This window comes from Agromyces larvae, from assembly GCF_022811705.1.
GTDB lineage: Bacteria > Actinomycetota > Actinomycetes > Actinomycetales > Microbacteriaceae > Agromyces > Agromyces larvae.
This window is the reverse complement of sequence record NZ_CP094528.1, coordinates 744,575-764,225: the sequence shown is the minus strand read 5'-3', so window position 1 is coordinate 764,225 and position 19,651 is coordinate 744,575. Positions and strand designations below refer to the sequence as shown.

Here is a 19,651-nt window from a genome sequence, read left to right as displayed (position 1 = left end):
GGGTGGCCAACGGTTCCCGACTCGTCGACCTCGTCCAGACCCGGATCGAGGAGTTCCTCGCCGACCGTGGTTCGATTCTCCTCGACATCGGTACCGACCTGGGCGCTCCGCTCGAGTTCTCAAGGCGGTTTCTCAGCGGGGGCAAGCGGTTCCGTGCGCGGTTCTGCCACGCCGGATGGCGTGCCGTCATCGGCCCCGCCGACCTCGACCCGGCCCCCGTCGTGGCCGCAGCGGCCGCGCTCGAGCTGTTCCACGCCGCCGCACTCGTGCACGACGACCTCATCGACAACTCCGACACCCGCCGCGGCGCACCGTCGGCGCACCGACTGTTCGAACGTCTGCACGGCGACTCCGGCTGGAGCGGCGACGCCGCCGAGTACGGCCGGGCGTCGGCGATCCTGCTCGGCGACCTGATCCTCGGCTGGAGCGACGAGCTCCTCGACGAGGGCCTGGCCCGGCTCGACGACGCTGCGGCCGCACGTGCCGCGCGCGCCGAGTTCATGCGGATGCGCACCGAGGTCGCCGCCGGCCAATACCTCGACATCCTCGAGGAGCGCGCCTGGTCGACCCGCGGCGAGCACGCCCAGCGCGAACTCGCCGAACGGGTCGTCGTCTACAAGTCCGCGAAATACAGCATCGTCGCGCCGTTGCGCATCGGCGCCGCCATCGCCGGGGCGACGCCCGCCCAGCAGGACGCGCTCGGCGAGTTCGGGCTGCCGCTCGGCATCGCCTTCCAGCTCCGCGACGATCTGCTCGGCGTGTACGGCGACCCCGACGTCACCGGCAAGCCCGCCGGCGACGACCTGCGCGAGGGCAAGCGGACCCTGCTCGTCGCGATCGCCCGCGAACGCCTCGACCCCGGCCGGCGCCGCATCCTCGACGAGCTGCTCGGCGACCCCGCCCTCACCGCCGAGCAGGTCGCCGTGCTGCAGCAGACGATCGCCGAATGCGGGGCCGTCGACGAGGTCGAGTCGATCATCTCGACCCAGCTCGAGCGCGCCTACACCGCACTCGACGCCGCCCGGATCGACGATGCGGCCGAAGCCGAACTGCGCGCGCTCGGCGCATCGGTCACCCGGCGAACGAGCTGAGCCGCCGCGGGCGCCCCGGCGCCGATCAGGCCAGCGCCTGCGCGACCCGGCGGACCTCGCTCTTCCGGCCGGCGCGCAGCGCCTCGATCGGCGAGGTGCCGAGACTCGGCTCCTCCGCCAGCAGCCACTCGAGCGCCTCGTCGTCGGAGAAGCCGGCGTCGGCGAGCACGATCGCGGTGCCGTGCAGTTCGGGCAGCGGTGCGTCGTCGCGCAGGAAGGCCGCCGGCACCTTGAGCACGCCGTCGATGCGGCCGGCCAGCAGATAGCGGTCGGCGATCAGCCGGCGCACACGGCTGGGGGTCTGGCCCAGGAGTTCGACGAGGTCGGGTACGGTCAGCCACTCGGTCTCGGGTGCTTCGGTCACGATCCAAGCCTGCCATGAGCCGCGGCCGGGCGGGAAGCATCCGGATGCCCCGACCGCGCCGGTCCGCACGACCCGCGCCGCGGTGATTGACTCGCCCCGGCGCCTGTGCCACCGTGACGGCTGACACGACATCGCAAGGGGGGACGATGGAGGGTCGGAGACATCCGCGCCGCATCGGATTCGAGCCCGAGACGGCCGACGGCGAGCCGCGGCGCCTGCGCCGGATCCTCGCCGCGCCGATCGCGCTGCTCGGGGCGGTGGCCGTGACGCTGGGCATCGCTCCCCCGGCGGACGCCGCCGCACCGCCCGTCCCCAAGCGCCAGCCGAAGGCGAAAGCCGAATCCCACCGGGTGCGCCCCAGCACCGCCGTGCGCGCATCCGTGGCCGGCACCGCTCCGGCCGAGTACGTCGTGGTCGCGGGCGACACCGTGAGCGGCATCGCCGAGCGATTCGGACTCGCCACCGCCGAGGTGCTCGCGCTCAACGGCCTCGGCTGGTCGACCCTCATCTTCCCCGGCCAGCGCCTGCTGCTCCGCGCGGGCGGCGAACCGCACCAGCCGCCGGCCGCCGCCCCCGACCTCACCCGGCACACCGTCGTCGAGGGCGACACGGTCAGCGGCATCGCCGCCGCCCACGGCCTCGACGTCGACGCGGTGCTGAGCGCGAACGGACTCGACCGCACGAGCCTCATCTTCCCCGGCGAGCAGCTCGTGCTGCCCACCGCCGCACCCGACCCGGCCCCGGCGCCCGAGGCCGCACCCGCGCCCGCACCGGTGCCCGCCCCCGAGGCGGCACCGGCGGTTCCCGTCGAGGTCGTGGCATCCGTCTCGATGCCGCTCACCGAGGAGACCCGGCAGAACGCGGTGACCATCATCCAGGTCGGCCGCAGCCTCGGCGTGCCCGACCAGGGCATCGTCATCGCGCTCGCCGCGGCCGCGCAGGAATCGGGTCTCAAGAACTCCCCGACCGGCGACGCCGACTCGCTCGGCCTCTTCCAGCAACGGCCGAGCCAGGGGTGGGGCACCGTCGACGAGGTCATGGACCCGGTGCGCGCGGCGACCGCGTTCTACGGCGGCGCGGCGAACCCGAATCCCGGCCGCACCAGGGGCCTTCTCGACATCCCCGGGTGGGAATCGATGACGGTGACCCAGGCGGCCCAGGCGGTGCAGGTGAGCGCCCACCCCGACCACTACGCCAAGTGGGAGGCGCAGGCGCGTGCCTGGCTCGCCGAGCTCGGCTGACGCCGCGTCGCACCGCCGCATCACGATGGGATTGCGATCCGCATCGCCCCGGTGTGTATCCGGCGCACGGAATGCCCCGATCCCTACACTCGAACGGTGACCACGCCGCCGCCCGACCCTATGATCGGCCGTCTCATCGACGGCCGTTATCAGGTGCGGTCGCGCATCGCTCGGGGCGGTATGGCGACCGTCTACCTCGCAACCGACCTGCGCCTCGAGCGTCGCGTCGCGATCAAGATCATGCACGGCCACCTCGCCGACGACAACACGTTCAAGACCCGGTTCGTGCAGGAGGCGCGCTCGGCCGCGCGTCTGGCCCACCCGAACGTGGTGAACGTGTTCGACCAGGGCCAGGACGCCGACATGGCGTACCTCGTCATGGAGTACCTGCCCGGCATCACCCTGCGCGACCTGCTGAAGGACTACAAGCGCCTCACGCCCGAGCAGACCGTCGACATCATGGACGCGGTGGTCGCCGGTCTCGCCGCGGCCCACCAGGCCGGCATCGTGCACCGCGACCTGAAGCCCGAGAACGTGCTGCTCGCCGACGACGGCCGCATCAAACTCGGCGACTTCGGGCTCGCCCGGGCCGTCTCGGCGAACACCGCGACCGGCCAGGCGCTGCTGGGCACCATCGCGTACCTCTCGCCCGAACTCGTCACCCGCGGCGTCGCCGACGCGCGCAGCGACATCTACGCGCTCGGCATCATGATGTACGAGATGCTCACGGGCGAGCAGCCCTACGTGGGCGAGGCGCCGATGCAGATCGCCTACCAGCACGCGAACGACAGCGTGCCCCAGCCCTCGTCGAAGAACCCGGCCGTTCCGCACGAGCTCGACGAGCTCGTGCACTGGGCGACTGCGCGCGACCCGAACGAGCGGCCGTCCGACGCGCGCGAACTGCTGCTGCGGTTGCGCGAGATCGAGCCGCTGGTGCGCGGCACCGCCGACGCGGCCCTGCTCGCGACCGCGCCGGTCACGAGCGCGATGGGCGAGACCGCTCCGCTCGCGGCCACCCGCGTCCTCGATCCGGCGATCTCGAGCGCGGCGGTCGCGCCGGCGACCGACGAGCCGGGCGAGACGGATGCCTCGAAGCTCGCGGCGACCGCGCAACGCCGGCACCGGCGCGGCTACTGGATCTTCGCGTTCGTGCTGCTGCTCACCGGCCTCGCCGCCGGCACCGGCTGGTACTTCGGCGCCGGGCCCGGCGCACTCCAAGCGGTGCCCGAGACCGCGACGCTCACGCCCGACGCGGCGACCGACGTGCTCGAGGACGCGGGATTCGCCGTGGTGCTCGACGAACGCAACGACCCGGTGGTCGCCGAAGGGCTCGTCTCGGGCACCGATCCCGCGGCCGGCGCGCGGGCGCAGCGGGGGTCGGCCGTCCGGCTCTTCGTCTCGCTCGGGCCGCGCATCCTCACGGTTCCGCAGGTCCTCGGCATGAGCGAGGCCGATGCCCGCGCCGCGCTCGGCGAGTTCACCGTCGCCGACGAAGCGGTCGAGCAGTTCTCGGCCGACGCGGCCGCGGGCACGGTCATCGCCCTGCTCGACGGCGGCGGCGCGCCGCTGCCCCCGACCTACGCCGAACGCGGTGCGATCACCCTCGTCGTCTCGGTCGGCCCGATCCCCGACGTCACCGGCCTGCCCGCCGCCGACGCCGAGGCCGCGCTCGTCGACGCCGGCCTGACGGTCGGCCACGGCGAGGACGTGTTCAGCGACGACGTCGAAGCGGGCATCGTCGTCTCCCAGACGCCGAACGCCGATCCGATGCATCCCGGCGACACCGTGACCCTCGTCGTCTCGAAGGGGCCCGACCTCGTCGAGGTGCCGAACGTGATCACCGGGCAGACGGTCGCGCAGGCGCGCGCCCAGCTCGAAGCGCTCGAGTTCGCCGTGAGCTCGAACGTGCCCGAGTTCCTCGAGGGCGCCGTGGTGGCGACCGTGCAGTCGCCCGCCGCGGGCGAGCGCGTGAAGCGCGGGTCGGAGATCCAGGTCAACTTCGGCTGACCGGATCCCCGAGGGCCGGGCTCCGCGGCTCCACGGCTCCACGGCTCCGCGATCAGCGCGCGGCGAGCTCCTCGGCCACGAGGAACGCGAGTTCGAGCGACTGCATGTGGTTCAGCCGCGGGTCGCACAGCGACTCGTAGCGGGTCGCGAGGGTGGCCTCGTCGATGTGCTCGCTGCCGCCCAGGCACTCGGTGACGTCGTCGCCGGTGAGCTCGACGTGGATGCCGCCGGGGTGGGTGCCCGCGTCGCGGTGCGCCTCGAAGAACCCGCGGACCTCGTCGACCACGTCGTCGAAACGGCGGGTCTTGTAGCCGGTCGGCGTGGTGATGCCGTTGCCGTGCATCGGGTCGGTGACCCACAGCGGCGTCGCATCGCTCGCCTTGATCGCCTCGAGCAGCGGCGGCAGGGCGTCGCGGATCTTGCCGGCGCCCATGCGCGTGATGAACGTGAGCCGCCCGGGCTCGCGCTCGGGGTCGAGCTTGTCGACGAGTTCGAGCATCGTCTCGGGCGTCGTGGTCGGGCCGAGCTTCACGCCGATCGGGTTGCGCACCCGCGACAGGAAGTCGACGTGCGCGCCGTCGAGGTCGCGGGTGCGCTCCCCGATCCAGAGGAAGTGCGCCGAGGTGTCGTACGGCGTGCCGGTGCGCGAGTCGATGCGGGTCAGCGGGCGCTCGTAGTCCATCAGCAGGCCCTCGTGGCCCGTGTAGAACTCGGTGCGCTTCAGCTCCTCGAAGTCGGCGCCGCACGCCTCCATGAACTTCACCGCGCGATCGATCTCGCGCGCCAGCTTCTCGTACCGGATGTTCGCCGGGTTCGCGGCGAACCCGCGGTTCCACTGGTGCACCTGGCGGAGATCGGCGAATCCGCCCTGCGTGAAGGCGCGGATCAGGTTCAGGGTCGACGCGGCCATGTGGTAGCCGCGGACCAGCCGGCGCGGGTCGGCCGTGCGCGACTCGGTCGTGAAGTCGTAGCCGTTCACGATGTCGCCCCGGTAGGCAGGCAGCGTCACGTCGCCGCGCGTCTCGGTGTCGCTCGATCGGGGCTTGGCGAACTGGCCGGCCATGCGGCCCATCTTCACCACCGGCATCGACGCGCCGTAGGTGAGCACGACCGCCATCTGCAGCACGGTCTTCACCCGGTTGCGGATCTGGTCGGCGGTGGCGCCCGCGAAGGTCTCGGCGCAGTCGCCGCCCTGCAGCAGGAACGCCTCACCGCGCGAGGCCGCGGCCAGCCGGTCGCGCAGCATGTCGACCTCGCCCGCGAACACCAGCGGCGGCAGCGTGGCGAGCTCGGCCGAGGCCGCCTGCACCTCGTCGAGGTCGGACCACTGGGGCTGCTGCTTGATCGGCAGCGTGCGCCAATAGTCGAGGCCCGCGATCACCGAGGGATCTGCGTTCACGACGGGCTCGACGAGCTGTTCCACGGGTGTGTCCTGAATGGTTCGGGCGCGCGACGGCGCGGGCGGGTTCGATGGCGGATGCCCCGCAGGGGCACCGATCTTCGAGCCTATCGCGACTGCGAGGCGCGTTGCTCCTTCACGGAGCTCGCGTAGACGTCCACGTACTGCTGGTCGCTGAGTCGGCGCAAGTGGTGCACGAGTTCGTCCGTCACACTCCGCAACACGAACCGATCGCCCTCCATGCCGGCGAACCGCGAGAAGTCGAGCGGCTCCCCGATGATGATGCCGATGCGGCGGATGCGCGGCAGCCGGGAGCCGATCGGCATGACCGCCTCGGTGCCGATCATGGCGACCGGGATCACCGGCGCGCCGGACTCGAGCACCATGCGCGCCACGCCCGTCCGCCCGCGGTACAGCTTGCCGTCGGGGCTCCTGGTGCCCTCGGGGTAGATGCCGAGCACCTGCCCCTCGCCGAGGACGCGGAGGCCGGTGTTGAGCGACGCTTCCGACGCCTTGCCGCCCGAGCGGTCGATCGGCAGCTGCCCGGCGGCCTGGAAGAACATCCTCGTGGCCCAGCCTTTCAGGCCCTTGCCGGTGAAGTACTCGCTCTTCGCGAGGAACACCACGGTGCGGTCCACGACCAGCGGAAGGAAGATCGAATCGATGAACGAGAGGTGATTCGACGCGAGGATCACGGGACCGGTCGCGGGGATGTTGCGGAGGCCGGTCACCCACGGTCGGAAGATCGCCAGCACGATCGGGCCGACCACGATGTGCTTCATGATCCAGTAGAACACCCCGGACTCCTTCCGCGGACCCGCCTCAGCCTACTCGCCGGCCCGGGGCGCGCGACCGGTGACGTGCACGCGCGCGAGGTCGGCGGCGCCCACCACGCCGGCGTCGTTGACGAGTTCGGCGATCACGAAGTCGGGCTCGGGGTGGTAGCCGCGGGCGGGCAGATGCTGCACGAACGCCTCGCGGATCGGGTCCAGCAGCAGGTCGCCGGCGTCGGCCACTCCCCCGCCGAAGACGAACCGCTGCGGGTCGAGCACGGCCGCCAGGCTCGCGCACGCCTCGCCGATCCAGTGGCCGAGCTGACGCAGGGCCGCGATCGCCCCCGGGTCCTCCTCGCCGATGAGCTCGCCGACGAGCCGGCCGTCGAGCCCGCCGTGCTCGTCGCGGACCCGTGCGAGGCGCTGTCCGATGCCGCCGGCGTCGGCGATCTCACCGGCCATGCGCAGCAGGGCGCGCCCGGAACCGTACTGTTCGAGGCATCCGAGCTGGCCGCACCCGCACGCGTGACCGCCGGGCACCAGCCGCAGGTGACCGAGCTCGGCGCCCGCGCCGAAGCCCCCTCGGAACAGATGGTCGTTCGCGACGATCGCGCCGCCCACACCGGTGCCGATCGTGAGCATCACCATGTCGCTCACCAGCCGGCCGGCGCCGAACCGGAACTCCGCCCAGCCGGCCGCGTTCGCGTCGTTGTCGACGACCACCGTGGTGCCGACGCGAGCCTCGAGCTTCGCGCGCAGCGGCTCGTTGCGCCAGTCGATGTTGGGGGCGTAGAAGATCGTGGACTGCGCCGCGTCGACGAAGCCGGCGGCCGCGACGCCGACGGCCGCGACCTCGTGCTGCGACTGGAGCCGGGTGATCATCTCGACCACCGCGTCCTCGAGGGCGGCCGGGTCGGCCGGGGTCGGGACGCGATCGGCGCGGACGATCTCACCGAGCTCGTCGACCACCGCCCCCGCGATCTTGGTGCCGCCGATGTCGATGCCGATCGCAAGGGACACGCGTGTCGTCCTCCGGGGTCAAGGGTGAGTGGGATGCCCCGACGGAGCCGTCGGGCGCACCGACTAGAGTGTAGTCAACCCATGCCGAAGAACCGTGCGGCGACCCGAACCCCCCCGTACCATCCCTCCGGTGCCGAAGGAGCTACCGTGATCGAATTCGAAACCCCTGTGCTCGTCCCCGCGGATCCCGACGCGAACACGACCGACCTGCTGGTCGAACGTCTCGCCGCGACCCCCGACTCGGTGCTCTTCTCGCTGCCCACCGCCGACGGCGGCTGGTCGCCCGTGACGACCCGCGAGTTCCACACCCAGGTCATCGCGCTCGCGAAGGGGCTCGTCGCCGCCGGAATCCAGCCGGGCGACAAGATCGGGCTGATGAGCAAGACCCGTTACGAGTGGACCCTCATCGACTTCGCCACCTGGTTCGCCGGCGCCATCCTGGTCCCGGTCTACGAGACGAGCTCCCCCGCGCAGGTGCGGTGGAACCTCGGCGACTCGGGCGCGATCGCGATGATCACCGAGACGGCCGACCACTTCGCCCGCTTCGACGAGGTGCACCCCGACCTGCCCGGCATCCGCAACGTCTGGCAGATCGACCTCGGCGACCTCGACAAGCTCGCCGCGGGCGGCGCCGAGGTGCCCGACGACGAGATCGAGCGCCGTCGCCGGCTCGCGAAGGGCGCCGACATCGCGACCCTCATCTACACCTCGGGCACCACCGGCAAGCCCAAGGGGTCGGTGCTCACCCATTCGAACTTCGTCGAGCTGAGCCGCAACGCCGCGGTGGCGCTCGAGGAGGTCGTGCTCGACCCGAACGGCGCCTCGACGCTGCTGTTCATCACGACCGCGCACGTGTTCGCGAGGTTCATCTCGGTGCTCTGCGTGCACGGCGGCGTTCGCGTGGGCCACCAGCCCGACACGCGGCAGCTGCTGCCCGCGCTCGCGAGCTTCAAACCCACCTTCCTGCTCGCCGTGCCGCGGGTGTTCGAGAAGGTCTACAACGTGTCCGAGCAGAAGGCCGAGGCCGGCGGCAAGGGCAAGATCTTCCGCACCGCCGCCGACACCGCGGTCGCCTACTCGACCGCGCTCGAGGCCGGCTCGGTGCCGCTCGGGCTCAAGCTCAAGTTCAAGCTGTTCGACGTGCTCGTGTTCGGCAAGCTGCGCGCGGCCATGGGCGGCCGGGTGAAGTACGCGGTATCGGGCTCGGCGCCGCTCGGCGCACGCCTCGGCCACTTCTACCACGCGCTCGGCATCACCATCCTCGAGGGCTACGGCCTCACCGAGACCACCGCCCCCGCGACGGTGAACCTGGTGAAGAAGTCGAAGATCGGCACGGTCGGCCCAGCGCTGCCCGGGGTCGGCGTGCGCATCGCCGACGACGGCGAGATCCTCATCAAGGGCATCAACGTCTTCCAGGGCTACTGGAAGAACGACGAGGCGACCGCGGCGGCGTTCGACGGCGAGTGGTTCCGGACCGGCGATCTCGGCGCGTTCGACGACGACGGGTTCCTCACCATCACCGGCCGCAAGAAGGAGATCATCGTCACCGCGGGCGGCAAGAACGTCTCGCCCGCAGCCCTCGAAGACCCCATCCGCGCCAATCCGCTCGTCGGTCAGGTCGTCGTGGTCGGCGACCGCAAGCCGTTCATCTCGGCACTCGTCACGCTCGACCCCGAGATGCTGCCGGTGTGGCTGAACAACAACGGCGAGGACGCCGGCATGAGCCTCGACGAGGCCACCCGCAACGCCGCCGTGCGCGCCGAGGTGCAGCGCGCGATCGACGCCGCGAACGAGACGGTCTCGCGCGCCGAGTCGATCCGCAAGTTCACCATCCTCCCGATCGAGCTCACCGAGGACAGCGGCCACCTCACGCCGAAGCTCAGCATCAAGCGCAACGTGATCCTCGAGGACTTCTCCGCCCAGATCGAGGAGATGTACTCGGGCGCTCCCGCCACCGAGGGCATCTCGACGGCCGGCTGAGCGCCGGCTCGGATTCGAGGGCCCCGCGGCGACGCCGCGGGGCCCTCGTCATGACCGGCTCGGAACCGGCTCAGAACCAGTCGGACTCGCGCACCTGGCGCATCGCGACCCGCCGGTCGGCGGGCTCGAGGCGATCGAGGTAGAGCAGTCCGTCGAGATGATCGGTCTCGTGCTGCAACGCCTGCGCCATCAGTCCGTGGCCCGACACCTCGATCTCGTTGCCGTCGAGGTCGATGCCGCGGACCCTGGCGAACGGATGACGCGGGGTCTTGTGCCAGAGGCCCGGCACCGAGAGGCACCCCTCGTCGAGCTTCTCGACCTCGCCCGAGACCTCGACGATCTCGGGGTTGATGACGTATCCGACCTCGCCGTCGACGTTGTAGCTGAACACGCGCAGGTTGACCCCGATCTGCGAGGCGGCGACGCCCGCCCGGCCCGGCAGGCGGACGCTGTCGATCAGATCGGCGACCAGTGCGCGCACGCCGTCATCGATCTGTTCGACGGGGGCGGAGACGGTTTTCAGGACGGGATCGCCGAACAGGCGGATGGGACGCTCGGGCACAGCACCTCCGATCAGTGCCCGCGCTCGACGGGCAGGCCCTCGACCACGAGGGCGGCGAGCTCGCGCGCGGCGTCGCGGGTGACCTGGCGGAGTCCCTGCCAGTGCACCACCGATCCGGCGGCGAGTTGGGGGTCGTAGGGGATTCGCACGATCTCGCGCACGCGTGACGCGAAGTGGGCTTCGATCTCGTCGACCTTGACGAGGTGCGTGCCCTGCGTGGCGAGGTTGATCGCGACGACCGCGTTGCGCACGAGTTCGCCGTAGCCGTTCGCCTCGAGCCAGGTGAGGGTCTCCGACGCGAGCCGCGCCTCGTCGACGCTGCCGCCCGAGACGATCACGATCGAGTCGGCACGCTCGAGCGTCGAGCGCATGACCGAGTGCACGATGCCCGTGCCGCAGTCGGTGAGCACGATCGAGTAATACCGCGCCGCGAGCGCCGCGACGATGTTGTAGTCGTCGTCGTCGAACGCCTCGGACAGGTGCGGATCGGTGTCCGAGGCGAGGATGTCGAGCCGCGTCTCATCGCGCGAGACGAAGGTCGAGAAGTCGGTGTACCCGCCGATCGACGAGGCCTTGGCGACCACGTCGCGCACCGTCTCGCGGGTCTGCCGGTCGACGCGCTCGGCGAGGGTGCCGCGGTCGGGGTTGGCGTCGATCGCGATCACCCGGTCGTCGCGGGCGTCGGCGAGGGCCATGCCGAGCAGCGTCGTCACCGTCGTCTTCCCGACGCCGCCCTTGCGGGTGAGCACCGGCACGAATCGTGCACCGCCTTCGAATCGGCGGCCGATGCGCTCGTTCATCGCCTTGTGGGCGCGCACCTTCGCCGAGTCGCCGAGGTTGACGATGTGGAAGGTCGCCTCGTACAGGAACCGGTTCAGGCCGCCATGCGGCACCGGCCGGGTGGCCCGGTTCACGTCGATCAGCCGATCGGCGGTGAGCGACTCGCTCGGTTCGGGCGCCTCCGCTGGCGCCGCCGGGTCGGCCGCGACCGCGACGACGGCGTCGTGGGCGCCGGTGTCGGCGCGCGGCTCGACCCTGGTGTCGCCCCGGCGCGCGTCGGCGTCGGCGGCCAGCAGCGCCCCGTACGGCGATGCGTCGCGGCGATGCGCACCCAGGTAGCCGCCGCCGCTGGCCACCACCTCGATCGACCGGGTGGTCGGTGCGATCTCGCCGGGATTCACCGCGACCTCGTCGATGGAGACCGCGACCTCGTCGGGCGGCGCCTCGCGCACCGGCGCCGGCGGCAGGTCCACGCGCACGCTCAGACTCTCGGGAAGATCGGCCGCTCCCTGACCGTGCGCGTCGGCCGCGTACCGGCCCGACACGCCCACGCCCCCGTGCCCACCGGTGCGACCCGTACGGAACTGTTCACCCTGTTGCTCAACCACCGAGACCCCTCTCTCCAGCGGAACGATGCCCCAGCCTAGCGCGCACTCACCACCACGATCAGGTCTCCGGCCTCGACCTGCTGGGTGTTCGGGATGGCGACCCGCTCGACGACCCCCTCGATGGGGGACGTGATGGCCGCCTCCATCTTCATGGCCTCGATCGATGCGACGGCCTGCCCGGCCGACACCTCGGCGCCCACCTCGACCTGCAGCGTGACCACGCCCGAGAACGGAGCGGGCACCTGGCCCGGCTGCGAGGCATCCGCCTTCTCGGCCGACCGGGTCTCGACCGCGACGGACCGATCGCGCACGAAGACCGGCCGCAACTGGCCGTTCAAGGTGGTCATGACCGTGCGCATGCCCTTGTCGTCGACCTCGCCGATGGCCTCGAGCCCGGCGTAGAGCCGCACCCCGCGGTCGATCTCGATCACGTGCTCCTGACCGGGCCGGAGGCCGTACAGGTAGTCGGCGGTGTCGACGACCGACAGGTCGCCGAACAGCTCGCGGATCTGCTCGAACTGACGCGTCGGCGCGGGGAACAGCAGCGTGTTGAGACGTGCCCGGCGCGTGGCGCTGTCGGCTTCGAGCGCCGCCCGGTCGTCGTCGCTCAGCTCGTTCACCGAGATCCGGACGTCGCGGCCGGCGAGCACCTTGGTGCGGAACGGTTCGGGCCAGCCGCCCGGCAGGTCGCCCAGCTCACCCGCCATGAACCCGATCACCGAGTCGGGGATGTCGTACTTGCCGGGGTTCGCCTCGAAGTCGGCCGGGTCGGCGCGCACCGCGGTGAGGTGCAGCGCGAGGTCGCCCACGACCTTCGACGACGGCGTAACCTTCGGCACCCGGCCGAGGATGTCGTTCGCCGCGGCGTACATGTCCTCGATGAGCTCGAAGTCGTCGGCCAGCCCGAGCGCGATCGCCTGCTGGCGCAGGTTGGAGAGCTGCCCGCCCGGGATCTCGTGCCGGTAGACGCGCCCGGTCGGGCCGGGCAGTCCCGACTCGAACGGGCGGTACAGCCGGCGGACCGCCTCCCAGTAGGGCTCGAGGTCGCTCACGGCCTGCAGCGAGAGGCCGGTGTCGCGTTCGGTGTGCGCGAGCGCCGCCACGAGCGCCGAGGCCGAGGGCTGGCTCGTCGTCCCGGCCATCGGCGCGCTCGCGACGTCCACCGCGTCGACGCCGGCGCGGCTCGCCGCGAGCAGCGTGGCGAGCTGACCGCCCGCGGTGTCGTGCGTGTGCAGGTGCACCGGCAGGTCGAAGCGCTCGCGGAGCGCCGCCACGAGCCGCTCGGCGGCCGCCGGGCGGAGCAGGCCCGCCATGTCCTTGATCGCGAGGATGTGCGCGCCCGCGCCGACGATCTCGTCGGCCAGGCGCAGGTAGTAGTCGAGGGTGTAGAGGTCCTCGGCCGGGTCCAGCAGGTCGCCCGTGTAGCAGAGCGCGACCTCGGCGACGGCGTGGCCCGTCTCGAGCACGGCGTCGATCGCCGGGCGCATCTGCGAGACGTCGTTGAGCGCGTCGAAGATGCGGAAGACGTCGACGCCGGTCGACGCCGCCTCGCGGACGAACGCGTCGGTCACCTCGGTCGGGTACGGCGTGTAGCCGACCGTGTTGCGCCCGCGCAGGAGCATCTGGATGGCGACGTTCGGCAGCGCGCCGCGCAGCGTGGCGAGCCGCTCCCACGGGTCTTCGCCGAGGAATCGCAGCGCGACGTCGTACGTCGCCCCGCCCCAGGCCTCGACCGAGAGCAGCCCGGGCGTCAGCCGCGCGACGTACGGCGCGACCGCGACCAGGTCCTTCGTGCGCACCCGCGTCGCCAGCAGCGACTGGTGCGCGTCGCGGAAGGTGGTCTCGGTGACGGCGAGCGGGGTCTGCGCGCGCAGCGCCGCCGCGAAGCCCGCCGGGCCGAGCTCGAGCAGCCGCTGCCGCGACCCGTCGGGTGCGGGCGCAGCCAGGTCGAGCGCCGGCAGCTTGTCGACCGGCCGCACGCTGATCGGCGCCGCGCCGTTCGGCTGGTTCACCGTGACATCCGCCAGCCAGTTGAGGATCTTGGTGCCGCGGTCCTTCGAGACGCGGCCCCGCACGAGCTGCGGCCGCTCCTCGATGAACGACGTGCTCAGGTCACCGGCGACGAACGCGGGGTCGTCGAGCACCGCCTGCAGGAACGAGATGTTGGTGGACACGCCGCGGATGCGGAACTCCGCGAGCGCGCGCTTCGCCCGCGCCACCGCCGCCGGGTAGTCGCGCCCGCGGCAGGTGAGCTTCGCGAGCATGGAGTCGAAGTGCGGGCTGATCTGGGCCCCGGATGCGGTGGTGCCGCCGTCGAGCCGGATGCCGGCGCCGCCGGGCGAACGGTAGGTCGTGATCTTGCCCGTGTCGGGCCGGAACCCGGCGGCCGGGTCCTCCGTGGTGATGCGGCACTGCAGGGCCGCCCCGCGGAGGCGGATCTCGCCCTGCGTCAGCCCGAGGTCGTCGAGCGTCTCGCCCGCGGCGATGCGCATCTGCGACACCACGAGGTCGACGTCGGTGACCTCCTCGGTGACGGTGTGCTCGACCTGGATGCGCGGGTTCATCTCGATGAACACGTGCTGCCCGGCCCGCTCCCCCGCCGTGTCGAGCAGGAACTCGACGGTGCCCGCGTTCACGTACCCGATCGAACGTGCGAAGGCGACCGCGTCGCGGTAGAGCGACTGGCGCACCTCGTCGGAGAGGTTCGGCGCCGGTGCGATCTCGATCACCTTCTGGTGGCGTCGCTGCACCGAGCAGTCGCGTTCGAAGAGGTGCACCGTCTCGCCCGTGGCATCCGCGAGGATCTGGACCTCGATGTGGCGCGGTCGCAGCACCGCCTGCTCGAGGAACATCGTCGGGTCGCCGAACGCGCTGTCGGCCTCGCGCATCGCCTCCTCGAGCGCGGGACGCAGCTCGTCGAGGGTGTTCACCCGACGCATGCCGCGACCGCCGCCGCCCGCGACCGCCTTCGCGAAGATCGGGAACCCGATCTCGTCGGCCTGCGACACGAGCTGCTCGATGTCGCGCGACGGCGCGGTCGACTTCAGCACCGGCACGCCGGCGGCGATCGCGTGCTCTTTCGCCGTCACCTTGTTGCCCGCCATCTCGAGCACCGACTTGGGCGGGCCGATGAACGCGATGCCGGCGTCGGCCGCCGCCTGGGCGAGCTCGGGATTCTCGGAGAGGAATCCGTACCCGGGGTAGATGGCGTCGGCGCCCGACTCCTTCGCGACCCTGATGATCTCGGCCACGTCGAGGTAGGCGCGGACCGGATGCCCCGGCTCACCGATCTGATACGCCTCGTCGGCCTTCAGCCGATGCAGCGAGTTGCGGTCTTCGTAGGGGTAGACGGCGACCGTCTTGGCCCCGAGCTCGACGGCCGCGCGGAACGCCCGGATGGCGATCTCACCGCGATTGGCGACCAGGATCTTGGTGAACATCGAGACCTTTCTCAGGAGTTCTCAGCAGTGGGGACTCGCTCAGCGAACGCGGAGGTATCGCCCGCCGATCAAAGGTAACGTATCTGTTCGTGCACGTTCTCTCGGTCAGTTCTCTGAAGGGCGGGGTCGGCAAGACCACCGTCACCCTCGGACTGGCGTCCGCAGCCTTCGCACGCGGGGTGCGAACGCTCGTCGTCGACCTCGATCCGCAGTCGGACGTCTCGACCGGCATGGACATCCAAGTGGCCGGCCACCTCAACGTGGCCGACGTCCTGGCATCGCCGAAGGAGCGCATCGTGCGCTCGGCGATCGCGCCGAGCGGTTGGGCGAGACAGAACCCGCAGTCGACGATCGACGTCATGATCGGCAGCCCCTCGGCGATCAACTTCGACGGGCCGCATCCGTCGATCCGCGACATCTGGAAGCTCGAAGAGGCCCTCGCCAACGTCGAGAGCGATTACGAGCTCGTGCTCATCGACTGCGCTCCCTCGTTGAACGCGCTCACCCGCACCGCGTGGGCGGCGAGCGACCGGGTCGCCGTGGTCACCGAGCCCGGCCTGTTCTCGGTGGCCGCCGCCGACCGCGCGCTCCGCGCGATCGAGGAGATCCGTCGCGGCCTCTCCCCCCGCTTGCAGCCGCTCGGCATCATCGTGAACCGTGCCCGCGTCCAGTCGCTCGAGCACCAGTTCCGCATCAAGGAGCTGCGCGACATGTTCGGCCCGCTCGTGCTCTCCCCGCAGCTGCCCGAGCGCACCTCGTTGCAGCAGGCCCAGGGTGCGGCGAAGCCTCTGCACATGTGGCCGGGCGAGAGCGCCGAAGAGATGTCGGCGCACTTCGACCAGTTGCTCGAGCGGGTGCTGCGCACGGCTCGCATCGGCGAGTTCGCCCACCAGCCGCTCACCGGTCCGACGCCGCTGCCGCTGCAGTCGGGCGCGCACTGAGCGCACCGGCGCACGGTTCGCCGACCGGCGCCCCGCGGACGCCGTCGAGCGCGCGTCAGGAGATCTTGCGCGACTTCGCGGTGCGACGCATCGCGAGCTCGTCGACCGGGTCGGCCGCCTGGGTGTCGAGCTCGATGAGCGTGGACTCGACCTCGCGCAGCACCTTGCCGACGGCGATGCCGAACACCCCCTGACCGCGGTTCACGAGATCGATCACCTCGTCGTCGCTGGTGCAGAGGTAGACGCTGGCGCCGTCGCTCATGAGCGTGGTCTGGGCGAGGTCTTCGACGCCCGCTTCGCGCAGCTGCGTGACCGCGGTGCGGATCTGCTGCAACGAGATGCCCGTGTCGAGCAGGCGCTTCACGAGCTTCAGCACGAGGATGTCGCGGAATCCGTACAGCCGTTGCGTGCCCGACCCCGCGGCACTGCGGATGGTCGGCTCGACGAGTTCGGTGCGCGCCCAGTAGTCGAGCTGCCGATAGCTGATGCCGGCGGCCTTCGCCGCGACGGCGCCGCGATACCCGGTGCCGTCGTCGTACTCGGGCAGGCCGTCGGTGAAGAGCACGCCGAGGTCGTAGCGCGTGCGCTCGCTCCGATCGAGCTCAGTCATCCGATCGCCCCTCACTTTCGCGCCCGCACCCCGTCGGCGCATCCTCAACGCTACCGACCGGCCGGGCCGCCACCAAGCACATCGGGCCGATCGTCATGGCGTGTCGCGGCTCATCTGACGATCTTCGACACGGCCTGCCGCACGACCTGGCGGTGCACCGTCTCGAGATGGCGGGCGAGTTCGAGGGCGCGCTCGGCGACCCGGGCCTGACCTGCCGGATCGGGGCGACGGGCGGGTGCGACGGCGCGTTCGACGAGCGACGCCTCGCGCTCGGCCGCGACGCGGAGGCTTCGCAGGTGCCTCGGCTCGATGCCGGCGGCCCGCAGTGCCGACAGCGCGCGCAGCGCGGCCACCGCGTCGTCGCCGTAGACCTCGGCGGGGGCGATGAGTCCGGCGGACACCGCTTCGTCGAGCAGGGTCGCCGGCGCGCCGGCCGCGGCCAGCAGGTCGTCACGACGCAGCCTGGTCGACGCCGGCCGGGGCGGGGCGGCCGTCGCGCCGGGCAGCGCGGGCGTGCGCCCCTCGTCGATCGCCTCGAGGTGGGCGCGGATCACCTTGAGCGGCAGGTAGTGGTCGCGCTGCATCGACAGCACGAACCGGATCCGTTCGAGGTCGTCGGGCGAGAACTTGCGGTACCCGGCGGGCGTGCGGGAGGGCGAGACGAGGCCCTGCTCTTCGAGGAAGCGCAGCTTCGACGGCGTGAGTTCGGGGAACTCGGGCTGGAGTCCGGCCAGCACTTGGCCGATGCCGAGCAGGGGTGCCCGGTCTGCAGAGGGTCGAGGGGCGGCCGTGCCCGCCACTAGGGCGCGCCTCCGGGTCGCTCGAACACGATTCACCCGCCCGTCGACGGCGCGAGGTCGCGGCGGGATGCGTAGAACGTGAGCCGGTACTTGCCGATCTGCACCTCGGCGCCGTCGGTGAGCAGCGCGGTCTCGATGCGCACCCCGTCGTAGTAGGTGCCGTTCAGCGAGCTCAGGTCTTTGACCTCGAACGCCGTGCGGTGTCGGACGAACTCGGCGTGCTTGCGCGAGACGGTCACGTCGTCGAGGAAGATGTCGGCGTCGGGGTGCCGACCGACGGTGGTGACGTCGGTGTCGAGGAGGAACCGGGCGCCGGTGTTGGGCCCGCGGCGCACGATGAGCAGGGCCGACCCCGAGGGCAGCGCGGCGATCGCCTCCTGCTCCTCCGCGGTGATGTCGGCGTCGACGGCGCTCAGCGCGGCAGCGGCCTCGCGGCTGAAGCCGATGGTCGTGTCGTCGGACCGGCTGAGATCGCCGGTCGGCATCGACGAGTCCTGCTGCGCGGCCCGGTCGTCGTTGTCGCTGAAGTCTGCTTCCGCCACGGGTCACCTCCGTTTTCAAGCGTATCGGATCACACGTCGGGTGCCACAGGTGCAATACGGATGACTCGGGCGGTCTCGATCGCGTAGATCACCCCGGCCCACCAGTAGAGGAACGCGCCCCAGAGGGTGATCGCCCAGCCGACCGGTTCGGTCACCGGTTCGAGCGCGGGCACCGCGAGTCCGAGCATGATCACCGGCAATCCGAAGAAGAGGGCGAACGTCGCCACCTTGCCGAGCTGGTGCACCGGCAGCGGACCGTACCCGTGATTGGCCAGCACGATGCCGAGCACCACGAGGAAGACGTCGCGCGCCACGACGACGACCACGATCCACCACGGCACGAGGCCGCCGGCGGCGAGGCCGACGAGTGCGGCGAAGATGTACAGCCGGTCGGCTGCGGGATCGAGCAGCTGCCCGAGACGCGTGATCTGGTTCAGCCGGCGGGCGAGGAACCCGTCGAGCAGATCGCTGAGGCTCGCCGCGACGAGGACGACGAGCGCGGCGACGTAGTCGCCGAGCACGAGATACACGAGGAACACGGGGACGAGAGCGAGGCGCAGCATGCTGAGCACGTTGGGGATCGTCCAGACCCTCCGGTCGGCGTCCCCGGTCCCGGTCGCAGCCACGGGTCGATCCTATCGATCCGTAGAATCGCCGCATGGACCCCCTCATCGCGTGTCTGGTGCTGTGCGCGGCGATCACCGCGGCGACGTGGCTGCTGTCGGTCATCACCCAGGAGTACTCCTGGGTCGACCGCATCTGGTCGATCGCTCCCATCGCCTACGTGTGGATCTTCGCCGCGGCGGCGCAGTTCGCGCCCCGGCTCGTGCTGATGGCGCTGCTCGTGACGCTCTGGGGCATCCGGCTCACCTTCAATTTCCAGCGCAAGGGCGGCTACCGGCCGGGCGGCGAGGACTACCGCTGGAAGATCCTGCAGGGCCGGATGCCGGGCTGGGCCTACCAGGTGTTCAACCTGCTGTTCATCTCGATCTACCAGAACGCGCTGATCCTGGCGTTCTGCCTGCCCGCCGCGACCGCGGCGACGTCCGGCGCGCCGATCGGCGGATGGGATGTGCTGCTGGCCGCGGTGTTCCTCGCGTTCCTGGCCGGCGAGACGATCGCCGACCAGCAGCAGTGGAACTTCCACCGCTGGAAGGCGGCCGAGCGCGCCGCCGGCCGCACACCCGAGCCGGGGTTCCTGCAGACCGGGCTGTTCCGGTACTCGCGGCACCCGAACTTCTTCTTCGAGCAGGCGCAGTGGTGGGTGTTCTACGGGTTCGCGATCGCGGCCACCGGCGTCTGGCTGCACTGGACGATCGCGGGCGCCGCGCTGCTCACGCTGCTGTTCATCGGGTCGACGCTGTTCACCGAGAGCATCTCGCGGTCGCGCCATCCCGGGTACGACGACTACCGCCGCCGCACGTCGATGCTCGTGCCGTGGTTCCCCGCACGCGAGCGCAGCGCGATCGAGACGCCGAGCTGAGCGGCGGCCG

Annotated in this window: 17 protein-coding genes; 6 read left to right on the top strand and 11 right to left on the bottom strand. The window is 71.4% G+C overall.

Going from position 1 to position 19,651, the window contains the following annotated elements; all coding sequences use genetic code 11:
* The first annotated feature begins 2 nt into the window (after window positions 1–2).
* Entirely contained in the window at window positions 3–1,091 is a 1,089-nt protein-coding gene (locus MTO99_RS03505) for a polyprenyl synthetase family protein (protein ID WP_243556997.1), read from the top strand.
* Between the two features lie 25 nt (window positions 1,092–1,116).
* Here the strand turns inward: MTO99_RS03505 and MTO99_RS03500 are convergent, their stop codons facing one another.
* Window positions 1,117–1,455 carry an Rv2175c family DNA-binding protein gene (locus MTO99_RS03500; RefSeq protein ID WP_243556996.1) on the bottom strand — a complete coding sequence of 113 codons (339 nt, stop codon included), beginning with the start codon at window positions 1,453–1,455 and terminating at the stop codon, window positions 1,117–1,119.
* A gap of 146 nt (window positions 1,456–1,601) precedes the next feature.
* On the opposite strand from MTO99_RS03500, the gene MTO99_RS03495 reads away from it, so the two are divergent.
* Window positions 1,602–2,696, top strand: a complete 1,095-nt coding sequence (locus MTO99_RS03495) for a LysM peptidoglycan-binding domain-containing protein (RefSeq protein WP_243556994.1) — start codon at window positions 1,602–1,604, stop codon at window positions 2,694–2,696.
* 120 nt (window positions 2,697–2,816) lie between these two features.
* Window positions 2,817–4,703 carry a Stk1 family PASTA domain-containing Ser/Thr kinase gene (gene pknB / locus MTO99_RS03490; RefSeq protein WP_243556992.1) on the top strand — a complete coding sequence of 629 codons (1,887 nt, stop codon included), beginning with the start codon at window positions 2,817–2,819 and terminating at the stop codon, window positions 4,701–4,703.
* Between the two features lie 52 nt (window positions 4,704–4,755).
* Here the strand turns inward: pknB and MTO99_RS03485 are convergent, their stop codons facing one another.
* From MTO99_RS03485 to MTO99_RS03475, 3 genes are all read right to left on the bottom strand, one after another.
* Complete coding sequence (locus MTO99_RS03485) at window positions 4,756–6,084, bottom strand: class II 3-deoxy-7-phosphoheptulonate synthase (RefSeq protein WP_243558934.1); 1,329 nt, start codon at window positions 6,082–6,084, stop codon at window positions 4,756–4,758.
* Window positions 6,085–6,209: 125 nt separating this feature from the next.
* Window positions 6,210–6,899: a lysophospholipid acyltransferase family protein gene (locus MTO99_RS03480; protein WP_243556990.1), complete on the bottom strand. Its 690-nt coding sequence runs from the start codon at window positions 6,897–6,899 to the stop codon at window positions 6,210–6,212.
* Between the two features lie 30 nt (window positions 6,900–6,929).
* Complete coding sequence (locus MTO99_RS03475; RefSeq protein ID WP_243556988.1) at window positions 6,930–7,895, bottom strand: ROK family glucokinase; 966 nt, start codon at window positions 7,893–7,895, stop codon at window positions 6,930–6,932.
* A gap of 147 nt (window positions 7,896–8,042) precedes the next feature.
* Here MTO99_RS03475 and MTO99_RS03470 point away from each other — a divergent pair, with 147 nt between their 5' ends.
* Entirely contained in the window at window positions 8,043–9,875 is a 1,833-nt protein-coding gene (locus MTO99_RS03470; protein ID WP_243556986.1) for an AMP-dependent synthetase/ligase, read from the top strand.
* A gap of 70 nt (window positions 9,876–9,945) precedes the next feature.
* Here MTO99_RS03470 and def read toward each other — a convergent pair whose 3' ends face one another.
* The 3 genes from def to MTO99_RS03455 all read right to left on the bottom strand — a co-directional run bounded on the left by def (window position 9,946) and on the right by MTO99_RS03455 (window position 15,265).
* Window positions 9,946–10,437 carry a peptide deformylase gene (gene def / locus MTO99_RS03465; protein ID WP_243556984.1) on the bottom strand — a complete coding sequence of 164 codons (492 nt, stop codon included), beginning with the start codon at window positions 10,435–10,437 and terminating at the stop codon, window positions 9,946–9,948.
* An 11-nt stretch (window positions 10,438–10,448) separates the two neighbouring features.
* Window positions 10,449–11,768, bottom strand: coding sequence for a MinD/ParA family ATP-binding protein (locus MTO99_RS03460; RefSeq protein WP_243558932.1), 1,320 nt, complete (start codon window positions 11,766–11,768; stop codon window positions 10,449–10,451).
* Between the two features lie 92 nt (window positions 11,769–11,860).
* On the bottom strand, window positions 11,861–15,265 hold the full coding sequence (locus MTO99_RS03455; protein ID WP_243556982.1) for a pyruvate carboxylase: 3,405 nt from the start codon (window positions 15,263–15,265) through the stop codon (window positions 11,861–11,863).
* Between the two features lie 89 nt (window positions 15,266–15,354).
* Here MTO99_RS03455 and MTO99_RS03450 point away from each other — a divergent pair, with 89 nt between their 5' ends.
* Window positions 15,355–16,206 (top strand): ParA family protein, encoded by an 852-nt coding sequence (locus tag MTO99_RS03450; protein ID WP_243556980.1) that lies wholly within the window; start codon window positions 15,355–15,357, stop codon window positions 16,204–16,206.
* Window positions 16,207–16,261: 55 nt separating this feature from the next.
* On the opposite strand, the gene MTO99_RS03445 is transcribed toward MTO99_RS03450, so the two are convergent.
* From MTO99_RS03445 to MTO99_RS03430, 4 genes are all read right to left on the bottom strand, one after another.
* Window positions 16,262–16,816 carry a MerR family transcriptional regulator gene (locus MTO99_RS03445; protein WP_243556978.1) on the bottom strand — a complete coding sequence of 185 codons (555 nt, stop codon included), beginning with the start codon at window positions 16,814–16,816 and terminating at the stop codon, window positions 16,262–16,264.
* A 110-nt stretch (window positions 16,817–16,926) separates the two neighbouring features.
* Window positions 16,927–17,562, bottom strand: coding sequence for a transcriptional regulator FtsR (ftsR, locus tag MTO99_RS03440; RefSeq protein WP_243558930.1), 636 nt, complete (start codon window positions 17,560–17,562; stop codon window positions 16,927–16,929).
* 86 nt (window positions 17,563–17,648) lie between these two features.
* Window positions 17,649–18,101, bottom strand: a complete 453-nt coding sequence (locus MTO99_RS03435) for an FHA domain-containing protein (protein WP_243558928.1) — start codon at window positions 18,099–18,101, stop codon at window positions 17,649–17,651.
* Window positions 18,102–18,187: 86 nt separating this feature from the next.
* Window positions 18,188–18,784 (bottom strand): CDP-alcohol phosphatidyltransferase family protein, encoded by a 597-nt coding sequence (locus MTO99_RS03430; protein ID WP_243556976.1) that lies wholly within the window; start codon window positions 18,782–18,784, stop codon window positions 18,188–18,190.
* Between the two features lie 32 nt (window positions 18,785–18,816).
* On the opposite strand from MTO99_RS03430, the gene MTO99_RS03425 reads away from it, so the two are divergent.
* Window positions 18,817–19,641: a DUF1295 domain-containing protein gene (locus tag MTO99_RS03425; RefSeq protein ID WP_243556974.1), complete on the top strand. Its 825-nt coding sequence runs from the start codon at window positions 18,817–18,819 to the stop codon at window positions 19,639–19,641.
* The last annotated feature ends 10 nt before the right edge of the window (window positions 19,642–19,651 follow it).